12 protein-coding genes are annotated in these 15,395 nt (G+C 67.1%); 7 read left to right on the top strand and 5 right to left on the bottom strand.

The window, feature by feature from the left end; all coding sequences use genetic code 11:
* Positions 1-2: 2 nt before the first annotated feature.
* Complete coding sequence (locus tag ACO2Q9_RS19535; RefSeq protein WP_423313857.1) at positions 3-647, bottom strand: trimeric intracellular cation channel family protein; 645 nt, start codon at positions 645-647, stop codon at positions 3-5.
* 67 nt (positions 648-714) lie between these two features.
* On the opposite strand from ACO2Q9_RS19535, the gene ACO2Q9_RS19540 reads away from it, so the two are divergent.
* On the top strand, positions 715-2,070 hold the full coding sequence (locus ACO2Q9_RS19540; RefSeq protein WP_423313859.1) for an MATE family efflux transporter: 1,356 nt from the start codon (positions 715-717) through the stop codon (positions 2,068-2,070).
* Between the two features lie 12 nt (positions 2,071-2,082).
* Positions 2,083-3,102 (top strand): serine hydrolase domain-containing protein, encoded by a 1,020-nt coding sequence (locus ACO2Q9_RS19545; RefSeq protein ID WP_423313861.1) that lies wholly within the window; start codon positions 2,083-2,085, stop codon positions 3,100-3,102.
* A 3-nt stretch (positions 3,103-3,105) separates the two neighbouring features.
* Here ACO2Q9_RS19545 and ACO2Q9_RS19550 read toward each other — a convergent pair whose 3' ends face one another.
* Positions 3,106-4,023, bottom strand: a complete 918-nt coding sequence (locus ACO2Q9_RS19550; protein WP_423313863.1) for a LysR substrate-binding domain-containing protein — start codon at positions 4,021-4,023, stop codon at positions 3,106-3,108.
* A gap of 169 nt (positions 4,024-4,192) precedes the next feature.
* Between ACO2Q9_RS19550 and ACO2Q9_RS19555 the strand changes: the two genes are divergently transcribed.
* Positions 4,193-5,386 carry an acyl-CoA dehydrogenase gene (locus tag ACO2Q9_RS19555; RefSeq protein WP_423313864.1) on the top strand — a complete coding sequence of 398 codons (1,194 nt, stop codon included), beginning with the start codon at positions 4,193-4,195 and terminating at the stop codon, positions 5,384-5,386.
* Positions 5,387-5,437: 51 nt separating this feature from the next.
* On the top strand, positions 5,438-6,682 hold the full coding sequence (locus tag ACO2Q9_RS19560) for a CaiB/BaiF CoA transferase family protein (protein WP_423313865.1): 1,245 nt from the start codon (positions 5,438-5,440) through the stop codon (positions 6,680-6,682).
* A 10-nt stretch (positions 6,683-6,692) separates the two neighbouring features.
* Here the strand turns inward: ACO2Q9_RS19560 and ACO2Q9_RS19565 are convergent, their stop codons facing one another.
* Together ACO2Q9_RS19565 and ACO2Q9_RS19570 are read right to left on the bottom strand one after the other, a co-directional pair.
* Positions 6,693-7,589: a DMT family transporter gene (locus ACO2Q9_RS19565; protein ID WP_423313867.1), complete on the bottom strand. Its 897-nt coding sequence runs from the start codon at positions 7,587-7,589 to the stop codon at positions 6,693-6,695.
* 15 nt (positions 7,590-7,604) lie between these two features.
* Positions 7,605-8,114 (bottom strand): flavin reductase family protein, encoded by a 510-nt coding sequence (locus ACO2Q9_RS19570; RefSeq protein ID WP_423313868.1) that lies wholly within the window; start codon positions 8,112-8,114, stop codon positions 7,605-7,607.
* A 66-nt stretch (positions 8,115-8,180) separates the two neighbouring features.
* Between ACO2Q9_RS19570 and ACO2Q9_RS19575 the strand changes: the two genes are divergently transcribed.
* Entirely contained in the window at positions 8,181-8,981 is an 801-nt protein-coding gene (locus tag ACO2Q9_RS19575) for an alpha/beta fold hydrolase (RefSeq protein WP_423313871.1), read from the top strand.
* Here the strand turns inward: ACO2Q9_RS19575 and ACO2Q9_RS19580 are convergent.
* Positions 8,919-10,274, bottom strand: a complete 1,356-nt coding sequence (locus ACO2Q9_RS19580) for a D-amino acid dehydrogenase (protein WP_423313872.1) — start codon at positions 10,272-10,274, stop codon at positions 8,919-8,921. The genes ACO2Q9_RS19575 and ACO2Q9_RS19580 overlap by 63 nt on opposite strands.
* A gap of 78 nt (positions 10,275-10,352) precedes the next feature.
* On the opposite strand from ACO2Q9_RS19580, the gene ACO2Q9_RS19585 reads away from it, so the two are divergent.
* Together ACO2Q9_RS19585 and ACO2Q9_RS19590 are read left to right on the top strand one after the other, a co-directional pair.
* Positions 10,353-11,288 carry a LysR family transcriptional regulator ArgP gene (locus tag ACO2Q9_RS19585; protein WP_423313874.1) on the top strand — a complete coding sequence of 312 codons (936 nt, stop codon included), beginning with the start codon at positions 10,353-10,355 and terminating at the stop codon, positions 11,286-11,288.
* Positions 11,289-11,321: 33 nt separating this feature from the next.
* A complete protein-coding gene (locus ACO2Q9_RS19590; RefSeq protein WP_423313876.1) occupies positions 11,322-15,380 on the top strand; it encodes a PAS domain S-box protein in 4,059 nt (1,352 codons plus the stop codon).
* The last annotated feature ends 15 nt before the right edge of the window (positions 15,381-15,395 follow it).

Consider the following 15,395-nt stretch of genomic DNA (forward strand, 5'->3'; position numbering starts at 1 on the left):
GGTCAAGGGCTTGCGTCGTCCCGCTGCTGCCAGCTCGGAAGCGTGAAGCCGGACCACAACGAAACCATCCGCAGGAGGGTGGTGACGATTGAACCCAGAAGCAGCACGGCCAGCTCCGAAGCGCCCCACGCGTGCGCGGCCACCGCAGTCCAGCCGCCGATGAAAGCGCATACGGCGTAGGGCCGCCGGTCGCGGAACAGGCTGGGGATCTCGTTGCACACGATGTCGCGCAGCACACCACCGAATGTCGCGGTAACGACGCCCAGCAGCACGGCGACGAGCATCGGCATCTGCTGGGTCAGCGCGAGCTGGGTGCCCGTGGCGGTGAACAGGCCGAGGCCGAGTGCGTCGGGCCACTGCATCGCGCGTTCCGTCGGGGCGATGTGGCGGCCGTGCATGAGCATCATCGCGCCGCTGCACAGCGCGAGCAGCACCCAGAGCCAGGTGGAATGCTCGACCCAGAAGAACGGCCGGCGGTCCAGCAGGATGTCGCGCAACGTGCCGCCGCCGAACGCGGTGAGGCCGGCCACGACGAATGCGCCGACCACGTCGAGCTGCTTGCGCGCGGCGGCGATGAGACCGGACATCGCGAACGCGATCACGGCGGCGGCTTCCACGCCGATGCGGACGATGTCGATGAAGTGCATGGCCGGCATCGTACCTGCCGCAAACCCTGTTTGCAGCCAGGCCTGCGCAAGCTACCATCGCGGCCGCATGTCCCCCGATGTCCATCAGCGGCCCCTCTGGCGCCGCTTCCTTGTCTTCCTCGGCCCGCTGGTGCTCACCAACGTGCTGCAGGCGCTGGGCGGCACGGCGACCACGATCTATCTCGGCAAGCTGCTGGGCACGCGGGCGCTCGCGGCGGCAGTGAGTTTCTTTCCGTTGTTCATGTGCTGCATCTCGTTCGTCATCGGGTTGGGCGCCGGCGCGTCGGTGCTGATCGGTCAGGCCTGGGGTGCGCGTGACGAAGAGAAGGTGCGCCGTGTGGCAGGCACGGTGCTGCTGGGTACGCTGGTGCTGTCGCTCATCGTGGGAGTGCCCGGCTTCATTTTCATCGGGCATGTGCTGCGTGCGCTGGGCACGCCACCTGACGTGCTGCCCGAGTCGGTGGCGTACGCACGCGTGCTGCTCGCCTCGATGCCGGTGCTGTTCCTTCATCTCATGTCGGCGTCGCTCCTGCGCGGGCTTGGCGATTCGGTGACGCCGCTCAAGGTGCTGCTGGTCGCGTCAGGCGTGTGGATGCTGCTCACGCCGGCGTTCATCCTCGGTTGGGGTGGTCTGCCGCGGCTGGGCACGACAAGCGCGGCGTGGGCCAGCCTGACGGGCAACACGGTGGCCGTCGCATGGATCGTCTGGCATCTGCATCGCCGCCAGCATTTGTTGAGCCTTGCCAGGCTGCGCCCGTATTTCGCATGGAACGCACCGCTGCTCAGGACGGTGGTGCGTCTGGGCGTGCCCACCGGGCTTTTCTTCCTGACGGGCTCGGCGGCGGACGCGTTGCTGCTTTCACTGGTGAACGCCCACGGCTCGCAGGCCACGGCGGCCTGGGGTTCCGTGGGGCAGGTGATGGTGTTCGTGCAGTTCCCGGCCATGTCCATCGCCATCGCGGCGTCCGTGTTTGCCGCGCAGGCCATCGGTGCGGGCAAGACCGATGAGGTGGCGCACGTCACGCGCGTGGGGCTGCAGATGAACCTGGTGCTCACCGGCGGCCTCGCGCTCATCGTCGCGCTGTGTGCGCCGCTGGCGGCGAGCTTGTTCACGCGCGACGCGGTCGTCATCGACCTGGCGGCATCGGTGCTGCGCATCACCGTGTGGGGCAGCCTGGCCTTCGGCATGGCCAGTGTGTTCACCGGGGTCATGCGTTCTGCGGGCACGGTTCGCGTGCCGACGATGCTTTCGCTCGGTTGCCTGGCGGGCGTGCTGTTCCCGCTCGCCTGGGTGCTGCAGCAGATGATCGGCGTGAAGGGTGTATGGATGGCGTACCCGATTACCTACGGCATCGGCCTGCTGTTGCAGGGCACGTACTTCTACGGTGTCTGGAAGCGCAAGCCGATCCGCAAGCTGGTTTAAGCTCACGGCCCCATGCTCGACAACATCCTGCGCGACCCGCTGGTCGCGTCGCACATTCCCGGCATCTCCATCGCGACGCTTCGTGCGGGTGAGATCGGTGAGGTCCTGTCTGTCGGGCGTCGCAGCACCGGAGATTCACTGCCGGTCGATGTGCACACCGTGTTCGAAGCCGCGTCGCTCACCAAGCCGGTGGTGGCGTTCGTCGCGTTGCAGCTGGCCGAAGAAGGGCATCTCGACCTGCACGCGCCCTTGCAAGGCCTGTGCGGGGAGTACGTGCAGGACGACACGCGATCGGCCGCCATCACCGCGCTGCACGTGCTCACGCACACGAGCGGCCTGCCCAATATCGTCACCGGGAAGACGCCGCTGAAAATCTACTTCACGCCCGGTGAGCGCTTCAACTACGGCAGCAGCGCATTCGCCTGGCTGCAGCGCGCCATCGAGCACGTCACCGGTCAGCCGCTGGAAGAAGTGGTGCGGGCCCGCGTGCTCGCGCCCTTGGGCATGGCGGACTCCAGCCTGCAGTGGCAGGCACGCTTCGATGCGAATCACGCCATCGGTCATGACATGCTGGGGCAGCCGATGCCCAAGCGGCGCCTGACGACGGCCGCAGCATCGTGGTCGCTGCAGACCACGGCCACGGACTACGCCCGCTTCGTGCAGGCCGTGCTGCGCGGCTGGGGTTTGTCTGCCGCCATGCATGCGCGCTGGCTCACACCTTGCGTCGTTGCGCGCGAGGGTGTGGACGACGTGCTCAATGCGGACGCGAAGGCGTTCGACGGCATTGCCTGGGGTCTGGGATGGGGCCTCGATACGGGCGCGCAAAGCTTTTTCCACTGGGGCAACAGCCCGGGCTTTCGTGCGTACGTCGTCGGCAACATGAGGACGAAGGACGCCGTGGTCTGGTTCGCCAACAGCGCGCGTGGGCTGCGGCTGGCGCGGCGCATCCTGCCGGCCGTGTTTCCTGCTGCGCCGGTGGCATTCCGGTCGATGGACTGGCTGCAGATCGGCGCGACGCTCGACGAAGACTGAGTGTCAGCGGCGCGCGCTCTCCTGCGCCAGCCAATTGCCGAACACATCGACGGCCTTGTCCGTGCCTGCACCGTTCTCCCCCGCGTCCGGCGTCACGAGGTAATACGCTCGTTCGCTCGGCTCCGGCTTGCCGCAGGCGATGACGAGGTCGCCACGCGCAAGTTCGTCCTGCACCAGCAGTACGGGCGCGAGTGCGATACCCAGACCGTGACGCGCAGCAGCGGTGGCCAGGGAAAACAGTTCGTAGCGCGGACCCGAGCGCGCGAGCGGCGCGTCCACGCCGTGTGCGTCGAACCATGTGGCCCAGGTGTCGGGCCGCGTGCTTTGCTGCAACAAGGGCAGGCGCGCGAGCGCCGCCGGGCTCACGGACTTGCCGCGCGGCAGCAGTGCCGGGCTGCAGACGGGCGCGACCTCCTCGTTCATCAGCCACTGCGCGCGCGTGCCGGCCCAGCTCGCCACCTGCGCCTTCGTGCCCGCATAGAGTGCGGCGTCGAAGTCGGTGTCGGCGAAAAGGAAAGGCCGCGTGCTCGTCTCGATATGGATCGTGATGTCGGGATGCTGCGCGTTGAACGCCGGCAGGCGTGGCAGGAGCCAGCGCGAGGCGAACGTTGGCACGGCGGCCAGCGTGATGGCGCCGCCGCTTTCGCCCTGTCTGGCCATCGCGTCGAGCGTGTCACGCTCCATGGCAGCCAGACGGCGCGCCATCTGCTTCGCATACGCCGCGCCGCTGGCCGTGAGCGCAACGCCGTGACGTGTGCGCCGGAACACCTGCACGCCCAGGAATTCCTCGAGCGCGGCGACGCGGCGCGATACGGCGCTTTGCGTCAGCGACAGCTCCTGCGCTGCGCGTGTGTAACTCTCGTGGCGCGCGGCGGCGTCGAAACAGAGCAGGGTGTCGAGCGGGGGAATCCGGCGTCTCATGTATGCACTCCATGCGCATCTGGCAGGGCGGATTGCCCGCGCAGAAGCTGGTCAGGCAGCATACAAGATATGTGAATGGCGCATATCTGGGTTCCCAATCAGCGTTTGCGGCTGGCGGCACGCGCGCGTACGATCCCCGCAACCTTTTTCCTTCCGAAAGACCTCCACCATGGCCAAAGCCTCTTTCCATTGGGACGACCCCTTTCTCCTCGACGCGCAACTCACCGAAGACGAGCGCATGATCCGCGACGCCGCTGCTGCCTATTGCCGCGACAAGCTGCAGCCGCGCGTGCTGATGGCTTTCCGTGAAGAAAAGACGGACGTGTCGGTGTTCCGCGAAATGGGCGAACTCGGCCTGTTGGGCCCCACCATTCCCGAGCAGTACGGCGGCCCCGGTCTGAACTACGTGGCCTACGGCCTGATCGCGCGCGAGATCGAGCGTGTGGACTCCGGCTACCGCTCCATGGCCAGCGTGCAGTCGTCGCTCGTGATGGTGCCGATCCATGAATTCGGCACCGAAGCGCAGAAGCAGAAGTACCTGCCCAAGCTCGCCAGCGGCGAATGGGTTGGCTGCTTCGGCCTGACCGAGCCCGACCACGGCTCCGACCCCGGCAGCATGGCGACGCGCGCAAAGAAAGTCGCGGGCGGCTACGAGCTCAAGGGCAGCAAGATGTGGATCACGAACAGCCCGATCGCCGACGTGTTCGTCGTCTGGGCCAAGGAAGTCAGCGAAGGCGGCCAGGTCGGCCCGATCCGCGGCTTCGTGCTCGAGAAGGGCATGAAGGGCCTCTCCGCGCCGGCGATCCATGGCAAGGTGGGCCTGCGTGCGTCGATCACCGGCGAGATCGTGATGGACGGCGTGTTTGTGCCCGAAGAAAACGCGTTCCCCGAAGTGCAGGGCCTGAAGGGCCCGTTCACGTGCCTGAACAGCGCGCGCTACGGCATTGCCTGGGGCGCGCTGGGCGCGGCCGAGTTCTGCTGGCACACCGCGCGCCAGTACACGCTGGACCGCAAGCAGTTCGGCCGACCGCTCGCGGCCAACCAGCTCGTCCAGAAGAAGCTGGCCGACATGCAGACGGAAATCAGCCTGGGCCTGCAGGCCTGCCTGCGCGTGGGCCGCATGAAGGACGAGGGCACGGCGGCGGTGGAGATCACCTCCATCATCAAGCGCAACTCGTGTGGCAAGGCGCTGGACATCGCACGCCTGGCGCGCGACATGATGGGCGGCAACGGCATCAGCGACGAATTCGGTGTGGCGCGCCATCTGGTGAACCTCGAAGTGGTGAACACCTACGAAGGCACGCACGACGTGCACGCGCTGATCCTGGGCCGTGCACAGACGGGCATCGCCGCATTCAATTGACCACCCCCGAAGCGCCTTCGGCGCCCTGGCTTTTAACCTCCTCTCACAGTCATGCCTGACTCAAAGTCCTCTCCTGCTCTCGGGCATATCAAGGTGCTCGATCTCTCCCGCGTGCTCGCGGGACCGTGGTGCACGCAGATCCTGGCGGATCTCGGCGCCGACGTGGTGAAGGTGGAGCGCCCGGGCGCGGGTGACGACACGCGGCACTGGGGGCCTCCGTTCCTCAAGGACGCGGACGGCAACGACACGACGCAGGCGACCTACTTCACGGCCTGCAACCGCAACAAGCGCTCGATCACGCTGGACATGGCCACGCCCGAGGGGCAGGCGATCATCCGGCAGATGGCGGCGCAGAGCGACGTGCTGGTGGAGAATTTCAAGGTCGGGGGCCTCGCGCACTACGGGCTCGACTACGCGAGCCTGAAGGTGGTGAACCCGCGCCTCATCTACTGCTCGGTCACCGGTTTCGGGCAGGATGGTCCGTATGCCGAGCGTGCGGGTTACGACCTGATGATCCAGGCCATGAGCGGCATGATGAGCATCACCGGCCGCGCGGACGACCAGCCCGGCGGCGGCCCGCTGCGCGTGGGCGTGGCGCTGACCGACCTGTTCACCGGTGTGTATGCGTCGACCGCGATCCTTGCAGCGCTGGAAGTGCGCAACCGCACGGGCGAAGGCCAGCACATCGACATGTCGCTGCTCGACGTGGGCATGGCCATCCTCGCCAACCAGGGCTCGGCCTTCCTGAACACCGGCAAGCCGCCGAGCCGGCAGGGCAACTCGCACCCGAGCCTGGCGCCTTATCAGGACTTTCCGACGGCCGACGGCGCGATGCTGCTGGCCATCGGCAACGACGGGCAGTTCGCGCGCTTTTGCGAAGCGGCGGGCCAGCATGCATGGGCAACCGATCCGCGCTATGCCACCAACACGCTGCGCGTGAAGCACCGCACCGATCTCATTCCTGCGATGGAGGCCGTCACACGCACACGCACCACGGCCGAATGGGTGCAACTGCTGGAAGACAAGGCCGTGCCCTGCGGCCCGATCAACAACATCGCGCAGGCATTCGACGATGCGCAGGTGAAGGCGCGCGGCCTGTGCGTGAGCCTGCCGCGTGACGCGGGCGACGGTGTGAAGACCATCGACGGCGTGGCAAGCCCGCTGCGCCTGACCGCCACACCGCCGGTGCTGGACCGCGCGCCGCCCGCGCTGGGGCAGCACACCGACGAAGTGCTGGGCGAACTCGGCTTCGACGCCGCGCGCATCGCGCAATTGCGTGCGCAGAAAGTGATCTGAAGGAAGCCGCTCAGGCGGCCGGCTTGCGGTTCACCAGCACGATGCCCACCGCCACGGCGGCCAGCGCCAGCACGAGCTGCACCGTCAACGGTTCCTTGAGGAACAGCACGCCGCAGATCAGCCCGAAGACGGGCGTGAGGAACACGAACGACGACACCTTGGTCGCCGGATAGTGGCGGATCATCCACATCCAGGCGAGGTAGCTCGCGAACGCACCGATGAAGGTCTGCAGCCCGAGCGAGGTCCAGGCCCAGCCCGAATAGCTGAACGACCACTTCTCGCCCAGCGCGAGCGAGATCAGCGGCGAGCCCGCCGCCGTCACGGCGATCTGGTAGAACAGCGCCTTCTCGGCGCTGGCCGTTGCCATCTTCGTGGTGCGTATGACGATGGTGCTCAGGCCCCAGCACGCGCCGCCGAGCAATGCCAGCGCGTCGCCGCGCAACTGCCGTGCGGTCGTGTGCGAAAAGCCTTCGCTGAAGGCGAACGCCACGGCGCAGAACGCCAGCACCAATCCCACCCATTGCCAGCCGCGCAGGCGCTCGGTGGGAATGAAACGCGGCAGCAACAGCGCCACGATGAAGGGCGATGTGTAGAGGAACACCGTCAGGCGCGAGGCCGTGGTGTCGCGCAGGCCGAGGTAGATGCAGGTGAATTCGGCCAGGAAGAGCGAGCCGGTGAGCAGGCCGCCGGGCAGCGTGCCGTCCTTCTCGAAGAGCCGGATGCCGCGCCACGCGCACCAGCCCATGAGCAAGGCCGTCGCCCCGACGAAGCGCATCGTCGCCTGCCACAGCGGCGGTACTTCCGTGACGATGCTCTTGATGAGGATCTGCTGCAGCCCCCAGAACATGCAGCAGGCAACGAGCAGGGTGATGGCGAAGGTGTCGAGTTCGGTTTTTCTCTGGGTCATGTTGTCTCGTGATGTCTACAGCGGCAGCTCCGCGTAGAACCTGCCGCCGTGGAACAGCAGCGGCGTGGCTCCCGGCTGGTGCGTGCAGCGCTCCACTTCACCGACGAAGATGACGTGATCACCTTCCTCGTAGCGGCTGCGGTTGAAGCATTCGAAGGAGGCCACCGCACCTGCCAGAAGAGGCGCGCCGCCGATGCCGTCGGTGAACGCCACGCCCTCGAAGCGGTCCGCGCCCTTGCTGGCAAAGCGTTCGGCCAGCGTGCGCTGGCTCGCGGCGAGGATGTTGATGGCGTAGTGCGAGCCGGTGCTCAGCACCGGCATCGAGCCGGCCACGCGCGCCAGGCTCCACAGCACCAGGGGCGGATCGAGCGAAACGGAGTTGAACGAATTGGCCGTCAGCCCCACGAGTTCGCCGCTGGCCGTGCGTGCCGTGACGATGGTGACGCCCGTGGCGAACATGCCCAACGCCGCACGGAATTCCTGCGGGGAGAACGAAGGGGGTTGGGCGCGATCGGGCGGAGGCACGGGCAGATGATGCTTTTGGGTGTTGTCCGGGGAGCACGTCGATAATAAGCTTTCGCCATCAGCCCCATGAGTCGACTGCCTCTCTTCACCACCCTCGGCGCCGGCCCCACCATCCTCATGCTGCACGGCATCGGCGGTGGGCATCGTGCGTTCGCCCCGCAGGTCGAGACCTTCGCGGCATCCGGCTACCGCGCCGTGGCGTGGGACATGCCGGGCTACGGGCGCAGCGCACCTGTGGAGCCCTACAACTTCAAGGCCCTGGCGCAAAGCTGCATCGCGCTCATCGACGGCCTGCGTTGCGGCACCGTGACGCTGCTGGGCCACGACATCGGCGGCATGGTCGCACAGGAAGTCGTGGCCCGCAGGCCCGAACTGGTGGACCGGCTCATCCTCTGCGGGACTGCCAGCACCTTCGGTCGCGACGCAGATGGCCGGGTGTCACAGGCGCTGCGCGATGAGTTCGTGACACGCAGCGTCGCGCCGCTGGATGCCGGCAACGACATGACCACGCTGGCCCAGACGCTGGTGCCGCGCATGGTCGGGCCGGCTGCGCTGCCGGAAGGCGTGCAGCTGGCCACGCATTGCATGGCGCATGTCAACGCGTCCGCTTACCGCAAGGCGGTGGAGGCCATGTCCACTTTCGACCGGCAGGCCGCGCTGCTCGACATCCGCGTGCCCACACTGCTGATGGCGGGGGAACACGACCGCGAGACGCCGCCGGCTTCGATGAAGAAGATGGCGCAGGACATCGCCGGCAGCACGTACCTCGAACTCAAAGGCGTCGGTCACCTGCAGAACCTGGAGTCACCGGACGACTTCGACGGGCTGGTGCTCAACTTCCTGGCGCTTCCGCGCGTGCTGCACTGACGCCAGAGTTCCCGGGTTCGTGTCGAAGCCCAGGAAGTCGAACGCCATCGACGGCTGCTCGCCACTGATGAGTTCGGCCATGGCCTTGCCCGAGCCCGCGCCATGCGTCCAGCCCAGCGTGCCGTGGCCCGCATTCACCCAGAGCTTGCCGACGCGGGTGCGGCCGATGAAGGGAATGTTGGTCGGCGTCGCGGGGCGCAGGCCGGTCCAGAAGTTGGGCTCGCTCGTGTCGCAGACACCGGGCAGCACCTTCTCGATGCGGTCGACCAGCATCTGGCAGCGCGCCCTGGCCAGCGGCGTGTCCAGCGACAGGTCGTAGCCGCCGACCTCGATGGTGCCGGCCACGCGCAGCGTGTCGCCCAGGCGGCTCATCGCGCACTTCACTTCGTCGTCGATGCACGAAACATAGGGCGCGAGTTCCGGCCGTTTCAGCCTGAACGTGGCGCTGTAGCCCTTGCCGGGGTAGATGGGAAGGCGCACGCCGACCTTGCGCAGCAGTGGCGCGGTCCACGAGCCGCAGGCCGCGACGAAGGCGTCGGCCTTCATGTGCAGCAGGCCACCCGTCGCGCGGTCGCGCACGGCCACGGCGGAGATCTCGCCACCGGCGCTTTCGAGCCGTTCGATGTCGCGGCCGTAGAGGAATTTCGCGCCACGCGCCTCGCACAGCTTTGCGAGTGCCTGCGTGAAGACGCGTGCGTCACCGCTTTCGTCGCTGCGCGTGTAGGTGCCGCCGACGATGCGATCGCCGAAGTTGCGGAACGCGGGCTCGATGTTCAGCAGTTCCTCGCGGCTGACCACGCGGCGCTCCACGCCGAAGCGCCCCATGAGCGCAGCGGCTTCGCCAGCGGATGCGAATGACTTTTCGTCCGTGTAGAAATGCGCGATGCCGCGCTCGAGCCGGTTGTAGTCGATGCCGGTGGCGCGCACCACGTCCTTCAGCGCGGCGTGGCTGTAATTGCCCAGCGCCACGATCTGCTGCACGTTGCGCACGAAGGCGGCGTCGGTGCACTGGCTCAGGAATTGCAGGCCCCATTGCCATTGGTGCCAGTCCAGCTGGGGACGGAACAACAATGGTGCATCGTTGCGGAACATCCACTTGAGCAGCTTGCCCGGCGCTTGCGGATTGGCCCAGGGCTCGCAGTAGCTCACGGAAATCTGTGCCGCGTTGGCAAAACTGGTTTCCAGTGCGGCGTCTGGCTGGCGTTCGACCACGATCACATCGTGGCCCCGCTCCAGCAGATGCCACGCCGTACTCACACCGATGATGCCTGCGCCAAGAACGATGACTTTCATGATCCGGCGAGTGTCTTCCAATTGCCTTTTCATGAACAGGGAAATTAAACTATCAGTGAAAACATCAGAATATCTAATATGAGTACATTCGATCCGGACGCCCTGGAGTGCCTGGCCGCCATCGTGGAGGAAGGCGGTTTCGAGCGTGCGGCCCAGCGCCTGTCCATCACCCAGTCTGCCGTCTCGCAGCGCCTGCGCGCACTCGAGGCGCAGGTGGGAACGGTGCTCATCGTGCGCAGCCGGCCGCTCAAGGCCACCGGAGCCGGCCTGCTGCTGCTCAAGCACACCAAGCAGTTGCGCCTGCTGCGCGCCGATCTGGAGCGCGACCTGCGCGAACTCGCGCCCAGTTCCCTGGGCGGCTCGCGTGAGGAAGAGCGCATTTCCATCGCCATCAACGCCGACAGCATCGCCACGTGGGCGCTGCCCGCGCTGGGCGAGCTTGTCCGCGACGGACTGCCGCTGGAGATCATCACGGACGACCAGGACTTCACGCACGAGTGGTTGCGCTCGGGCCAGGTGCTGGGCTGCATCACCACGCTCAAGCAGGCGCTGCGGGGTTGCAAGCTGGTGGCGCTGGGCGCGATGGACTATGTGGCCGTGGCCTCCCCCGGCTTTGCGCAGGCGCATTGCCCGCGCGGCCTCACCGCGCACAACTTCCGCGAGCTGCCTTTCGTCGCGTTCAACCGCAAGGACGACATGCAGGCCGAGTTCGTCAGCCGTGCGTTCGGCCTGAAGCGCGTCGCGCTCCATCACCTGTTCGTGCCGAGCTCCGAAGGGCAGGTGCGTGCGGTGCTGGCGGGCTGGGGGGTGAGTGTGGTGCCCGAACTGCTGGTGCGCGGACTCATCACGGACGGACAGCTGGTCAACCTCGCACCTGCCCACTCGGTGCCGGTGCAGCTGTACTGGCATTGCTGGAACCTGGAGTCGGAGGTGCTGAACGCGTTGAGCGATGCGCTCACGGCGGCGGCCGGTACAGCGCTGACGGGCGCGTCCGTGTATGCTGCCCCCGCATAGGCATACGGCCGTTGAAGCCGGGGGGTTGTTGTCGTGATTCGTGGGCTGGGGCTGCGTGCCCGTCTCGTCATGCTGGTGCTGGTCGCGCTTGCACCGGTCTTCGCGCTCGTGGCCTGGATGGCGTGGCAGAACCAGCAGGATGCGCTGGGCAGTGCGCGGGCGCAGCTGCTGTCGCAGGCCCAGCTGGCCGCCGCCGCGCAGGACCGCCTGCTGGACCGCACGCGCAACCTGATCGAGGCCGTGGGTAGCGCGCCCGCCATCCGTGATTCGAGCCCGCAGGTCTGCATGAGCTACTTCCGCAGCCTGCTGACCCAGTACCCCATCTACACCACCATGGGGCTCGTGTCGCCCGAACGCGAGCTCGTGTGCAATGCGGTCGATGCCCGGCTCCCCATTCCTGCCGAGAGCCTGCCCAGCCTGCAACGACTGCTGGATGCCAACCGCTTCATGATGGGGTCGCACCAGCTCACGCGCAGCGGTCGTCGCGTGGTGATGTTCGCCGCGCCGGTCCACGACGGCGCCGGCACGCTCCAGGGCGTCGTCTACGCGTCACTCGGCGTGGAGGCGCTGGGCAATGCATTGATCTCCATTCCACGCGTCGAGGAAGGCGAAACGCTGGTCATGGACCGCAATGGCACCATCCTGGCGGCCTACCCGCCCAGGCCCGACCTGATCGGCCAGAAGATGCAGGACGCCGTGGTGCTGTCCGCGCTGCAGGAAAAGCGCACCGGCCGCGCCCAGTCCATCGACGCCGACGGCCACCGCCGGGAATGGGCCTTTGCCCGTGCGCACGATGCGGGGGAAACGAACTTCTTCATCGCGGTGAGCGTGCCGCGCGATGCCATCGTGGCACCCGTCATCACCGGGCTGGTGCTGCAGCTTGCCGTGCTGCTGCTCACCGCCCTCGTCGGCGGCCTCGCGGCCTGGTGGATCGGCGAACGGATGATGGTGGGCCCTGCGCGCGCCATGCTGGACAAGGCGCATGCGCTGGCGCGTGGCGACCTGGGGGCGCGCGTGGCGCTGGACGGCCGTCACCCCGCCAGTGAACTCACGCAACTGGGCGGTGCGTTCAATGTCATGGCGCAGGCGCTGGAGATCCGGCGTGACGAACTCGACGCGATGCTGCGCAATGTCGAAAAAGAGCACGCCCTGCTTGACCTGATCATCAACAACATGAGCGAAGGTGTGGTGGCCGCCGACACGCAGGGCCGCCTGTTGCTGTTCAACGCGGCTGCCAAGCGCCTGTTCAGCCAGGACTCGACGGGCGAGCCGCTCACGGCCTGGACGCTCGGCCACGAACTGCAAGCGCCCGACGGTTGGGGTCCGCTCGCGCCGCAGGCGCGCCCGCTCGTGCGCGCGATCCTCGGCGAAAACGTGGACCGCTATGAACTGGCGGCCCGTCGCGACGGCTCCGGCGACCGCATGCTCAGCATGAACGTGCGGCCGCTGCTGGACAACGAGGACCGTCTGATCGGCGGCCTCGTGGTGGTCACCGACATTTCCGAGCGCCGCGCGGCCGAGGAGTTCGCGCGCGGGCAGGAACATGTGCTCGAACTCATCGCCAGCGGCACCGTGCTCAAGCTCTCGCTCGATGCCATCGTGCGCCTCATCGAGGACCAGGACCCCGATGCGATGTGCTCCATCCTGTTGCATCGCGACGGTGCGTTGTGGCAGGGCGTCGCACCCAGCCTGCCGGCCGAATTCAACTTCCTCATCGATGGACTGGCCGTGGGCGAGGGCAGCGGCGTCTGCGGCACGGCTGCCTTCAGGCGGCAGCCCGTGGTGGTGGAAAACATCGACACCGATCCGCTGGTGGAGCGCTGGCGCCAGCCTGCGGCCGAGGCGGGCGTGGTGTCCTGCTGGTCCACGCCGGTGACCGGTGCGGACGGCGGCTTGCTGGCCACGTTCGCGGTGTACCGCCGCTTCGCGCACCGGCCCAACGCGCGCGAATACGAACTGGTGGAAATCGCCACGCGGCTCCTGCGCCTGGCGGTGGAACGGTCCGCTGCAGAAGATGCGTTGCGCGACAGCGAGGCGCGCTTTCGCGAACTCGCCGAGAACATCCAGGACGTGTTCTACAGCTTCGACCCGCGCACCAATCGCATCATGTACGTGAGCCCGGCGTACGAAACGCTGTGGGGCCGCAGTTGTGCGAGCCTGATGGAGAACCCGAACTCCTTCGCTGCTTCCATCCATCCGGATGACAGGGAGCAGGCGCTGGCCATGCGCGCGCAGGGCGCGCAGCGCATGAGCGACATGCAATACCGCGTGATCCGGCCCGATGGCAGCGTGCGCTGGGTGCACGATCACTCCTACCCCGTCCCCAACGCGTCCGGCGAAGTCGATCGGGTCGTGGGCACGGCGCGCGACATCACGCCGCGCAAGCAGGCCGACCTGGACCTGCTGCACACCAACCGCGCGCTGCAGATGCTCAGCCGCGGCAACGAGGCGCTGGTGCGTGCCGAAGATGAACAGCACCTGCTGCTGGAAATCTGCCGCCTGGCAGTGAACATCGGCGGCTACCAGATGGCGTGGGTCGGCTATGCCGCGGAAGACGTGGGCCGCAGCATCACGCCGATGGCCTGGGCCGGCCAGGAGCTCGGCTACCTCTCCGAGGTGTCGCTCAGCTGGGCCGAGGACGACCCGCGCGGCCAGGGCCCGGCGGGCCGCACGATCCGCAGCGGCCACGTCGTCATCTGCGAAGACATCATGAACGACGCGGCCGGCATGTTCTGGCGTGCGCAGGCCTTTGCACGCGGCTATCGCAGCCTCATCAGCCTGCCGTTGCACGACGGGCGGCGCACCTTCGGCATGCTCGTGCTGTTCTCGCCCAACGTGCACAAGACGCGCTGGGAAGAAGTGAAGCTGCTGCAGGAACTGGTGGCCAACCTCGCTTACGGCATCACCAGCCTGCGCACGCGCGCCGAACAGAAGCGCATCGAGAACGTCATCCGCGCGGCCAATACGCAACTGGCCGAACAGGCGTCGCTGCTCGATCGGGCGCAGGACGCGATCATCGTGCGCACGGTCGAGAACCCGAGCATCCGTTACTGGAACAAGGGCGCCGAGCGCCTGTACGGGTGGACGTCGGAAGAAGCCCTTGGCCGCGAACTGCACGACCTCATCTATGCCGACGTCCGTCAGTACAACGACGTCATGCAGGTGCTGCTGGAGCAGGGCGAGTGGACCGGCGAGCTCTCGCAGATCGCGCGCGACGGCACGCCGCTGGCGGTCGAAGGCCGCTGGACGCTGGTGCGTGACGAGCAGGGCAACCCGAGCAGCGTGCTGGCCATCAACACCGACATCCGCGAGCGCAAGCGGGCGCGCGACCAGATCCTGCGCCTGAATGTCGAGCTCGAGCATCGGGTCCAGCAGCGCACGGCACAGCTGGTCGCGGCCAACAAGGAACTCGAGGCGTTCTCGTACTCCGTCTCGCATGACCTGCGCACGCCGCTCAATGCCATCGATGGATTCAGCCACCTGCTGGAGCGTTCGATCAAGACCACGGCCGACGAACGCCAGATGCACTTCCTCACGCGCATCCGCAACGGCACACGGCAGATGGGCGAGCTCATCGAAGGCCTGCTGCTGCTCGCACAGATCTCGCGCGCGAGCATGCGTGACGAAGAGGTGGACTTCGGTGATCTCGCGCAGCAGGTGGTCGCAGCATTGCGCGAGCGCGATCCCGCACGCACGGTGCAATTCACGGTGGACGACAACCTGATCGCGCGTGGCGATCCCCGGTTGCTGCGGCAAGTCATGGAGAACCTCGTGTCCAACGCGTGGAAGTTCACGTGGAACGCCAGCAGCCCGAGCATCCATGTCGGCATGGAAACCGGCAGCGAAGGCGAAATGGTGATCTTCGTGCGCGACAACGGCGCGGGCTTCGACATGGCGCATGCGAGCAAGCTGTTCGGCGCATTCCAGCGTCTGCACGCGGCCACCGACTTTCCGGGCACGGGCATCGGCCTGGCCACGGTGCAGCGCATCATCAAGCGCCACGGCGGGCGGATCTGGGCGCAATCGTCGCCCGGGCAGGGCGCGACGTTCTACTTCTCGCTGGGTCGTGAGGAAGTGCTGCCACTCGAATGAGCGGCAGCAGCGTGC

Source organism: Variovorax sp. VNK109 (assembly GCF_049445855.1).
Lineage (GTDB): Bacteria > Pseudomonadota > Gammaproteobacteria > Burkholderiales > Burkholderiaceae_C > JAGOCV01.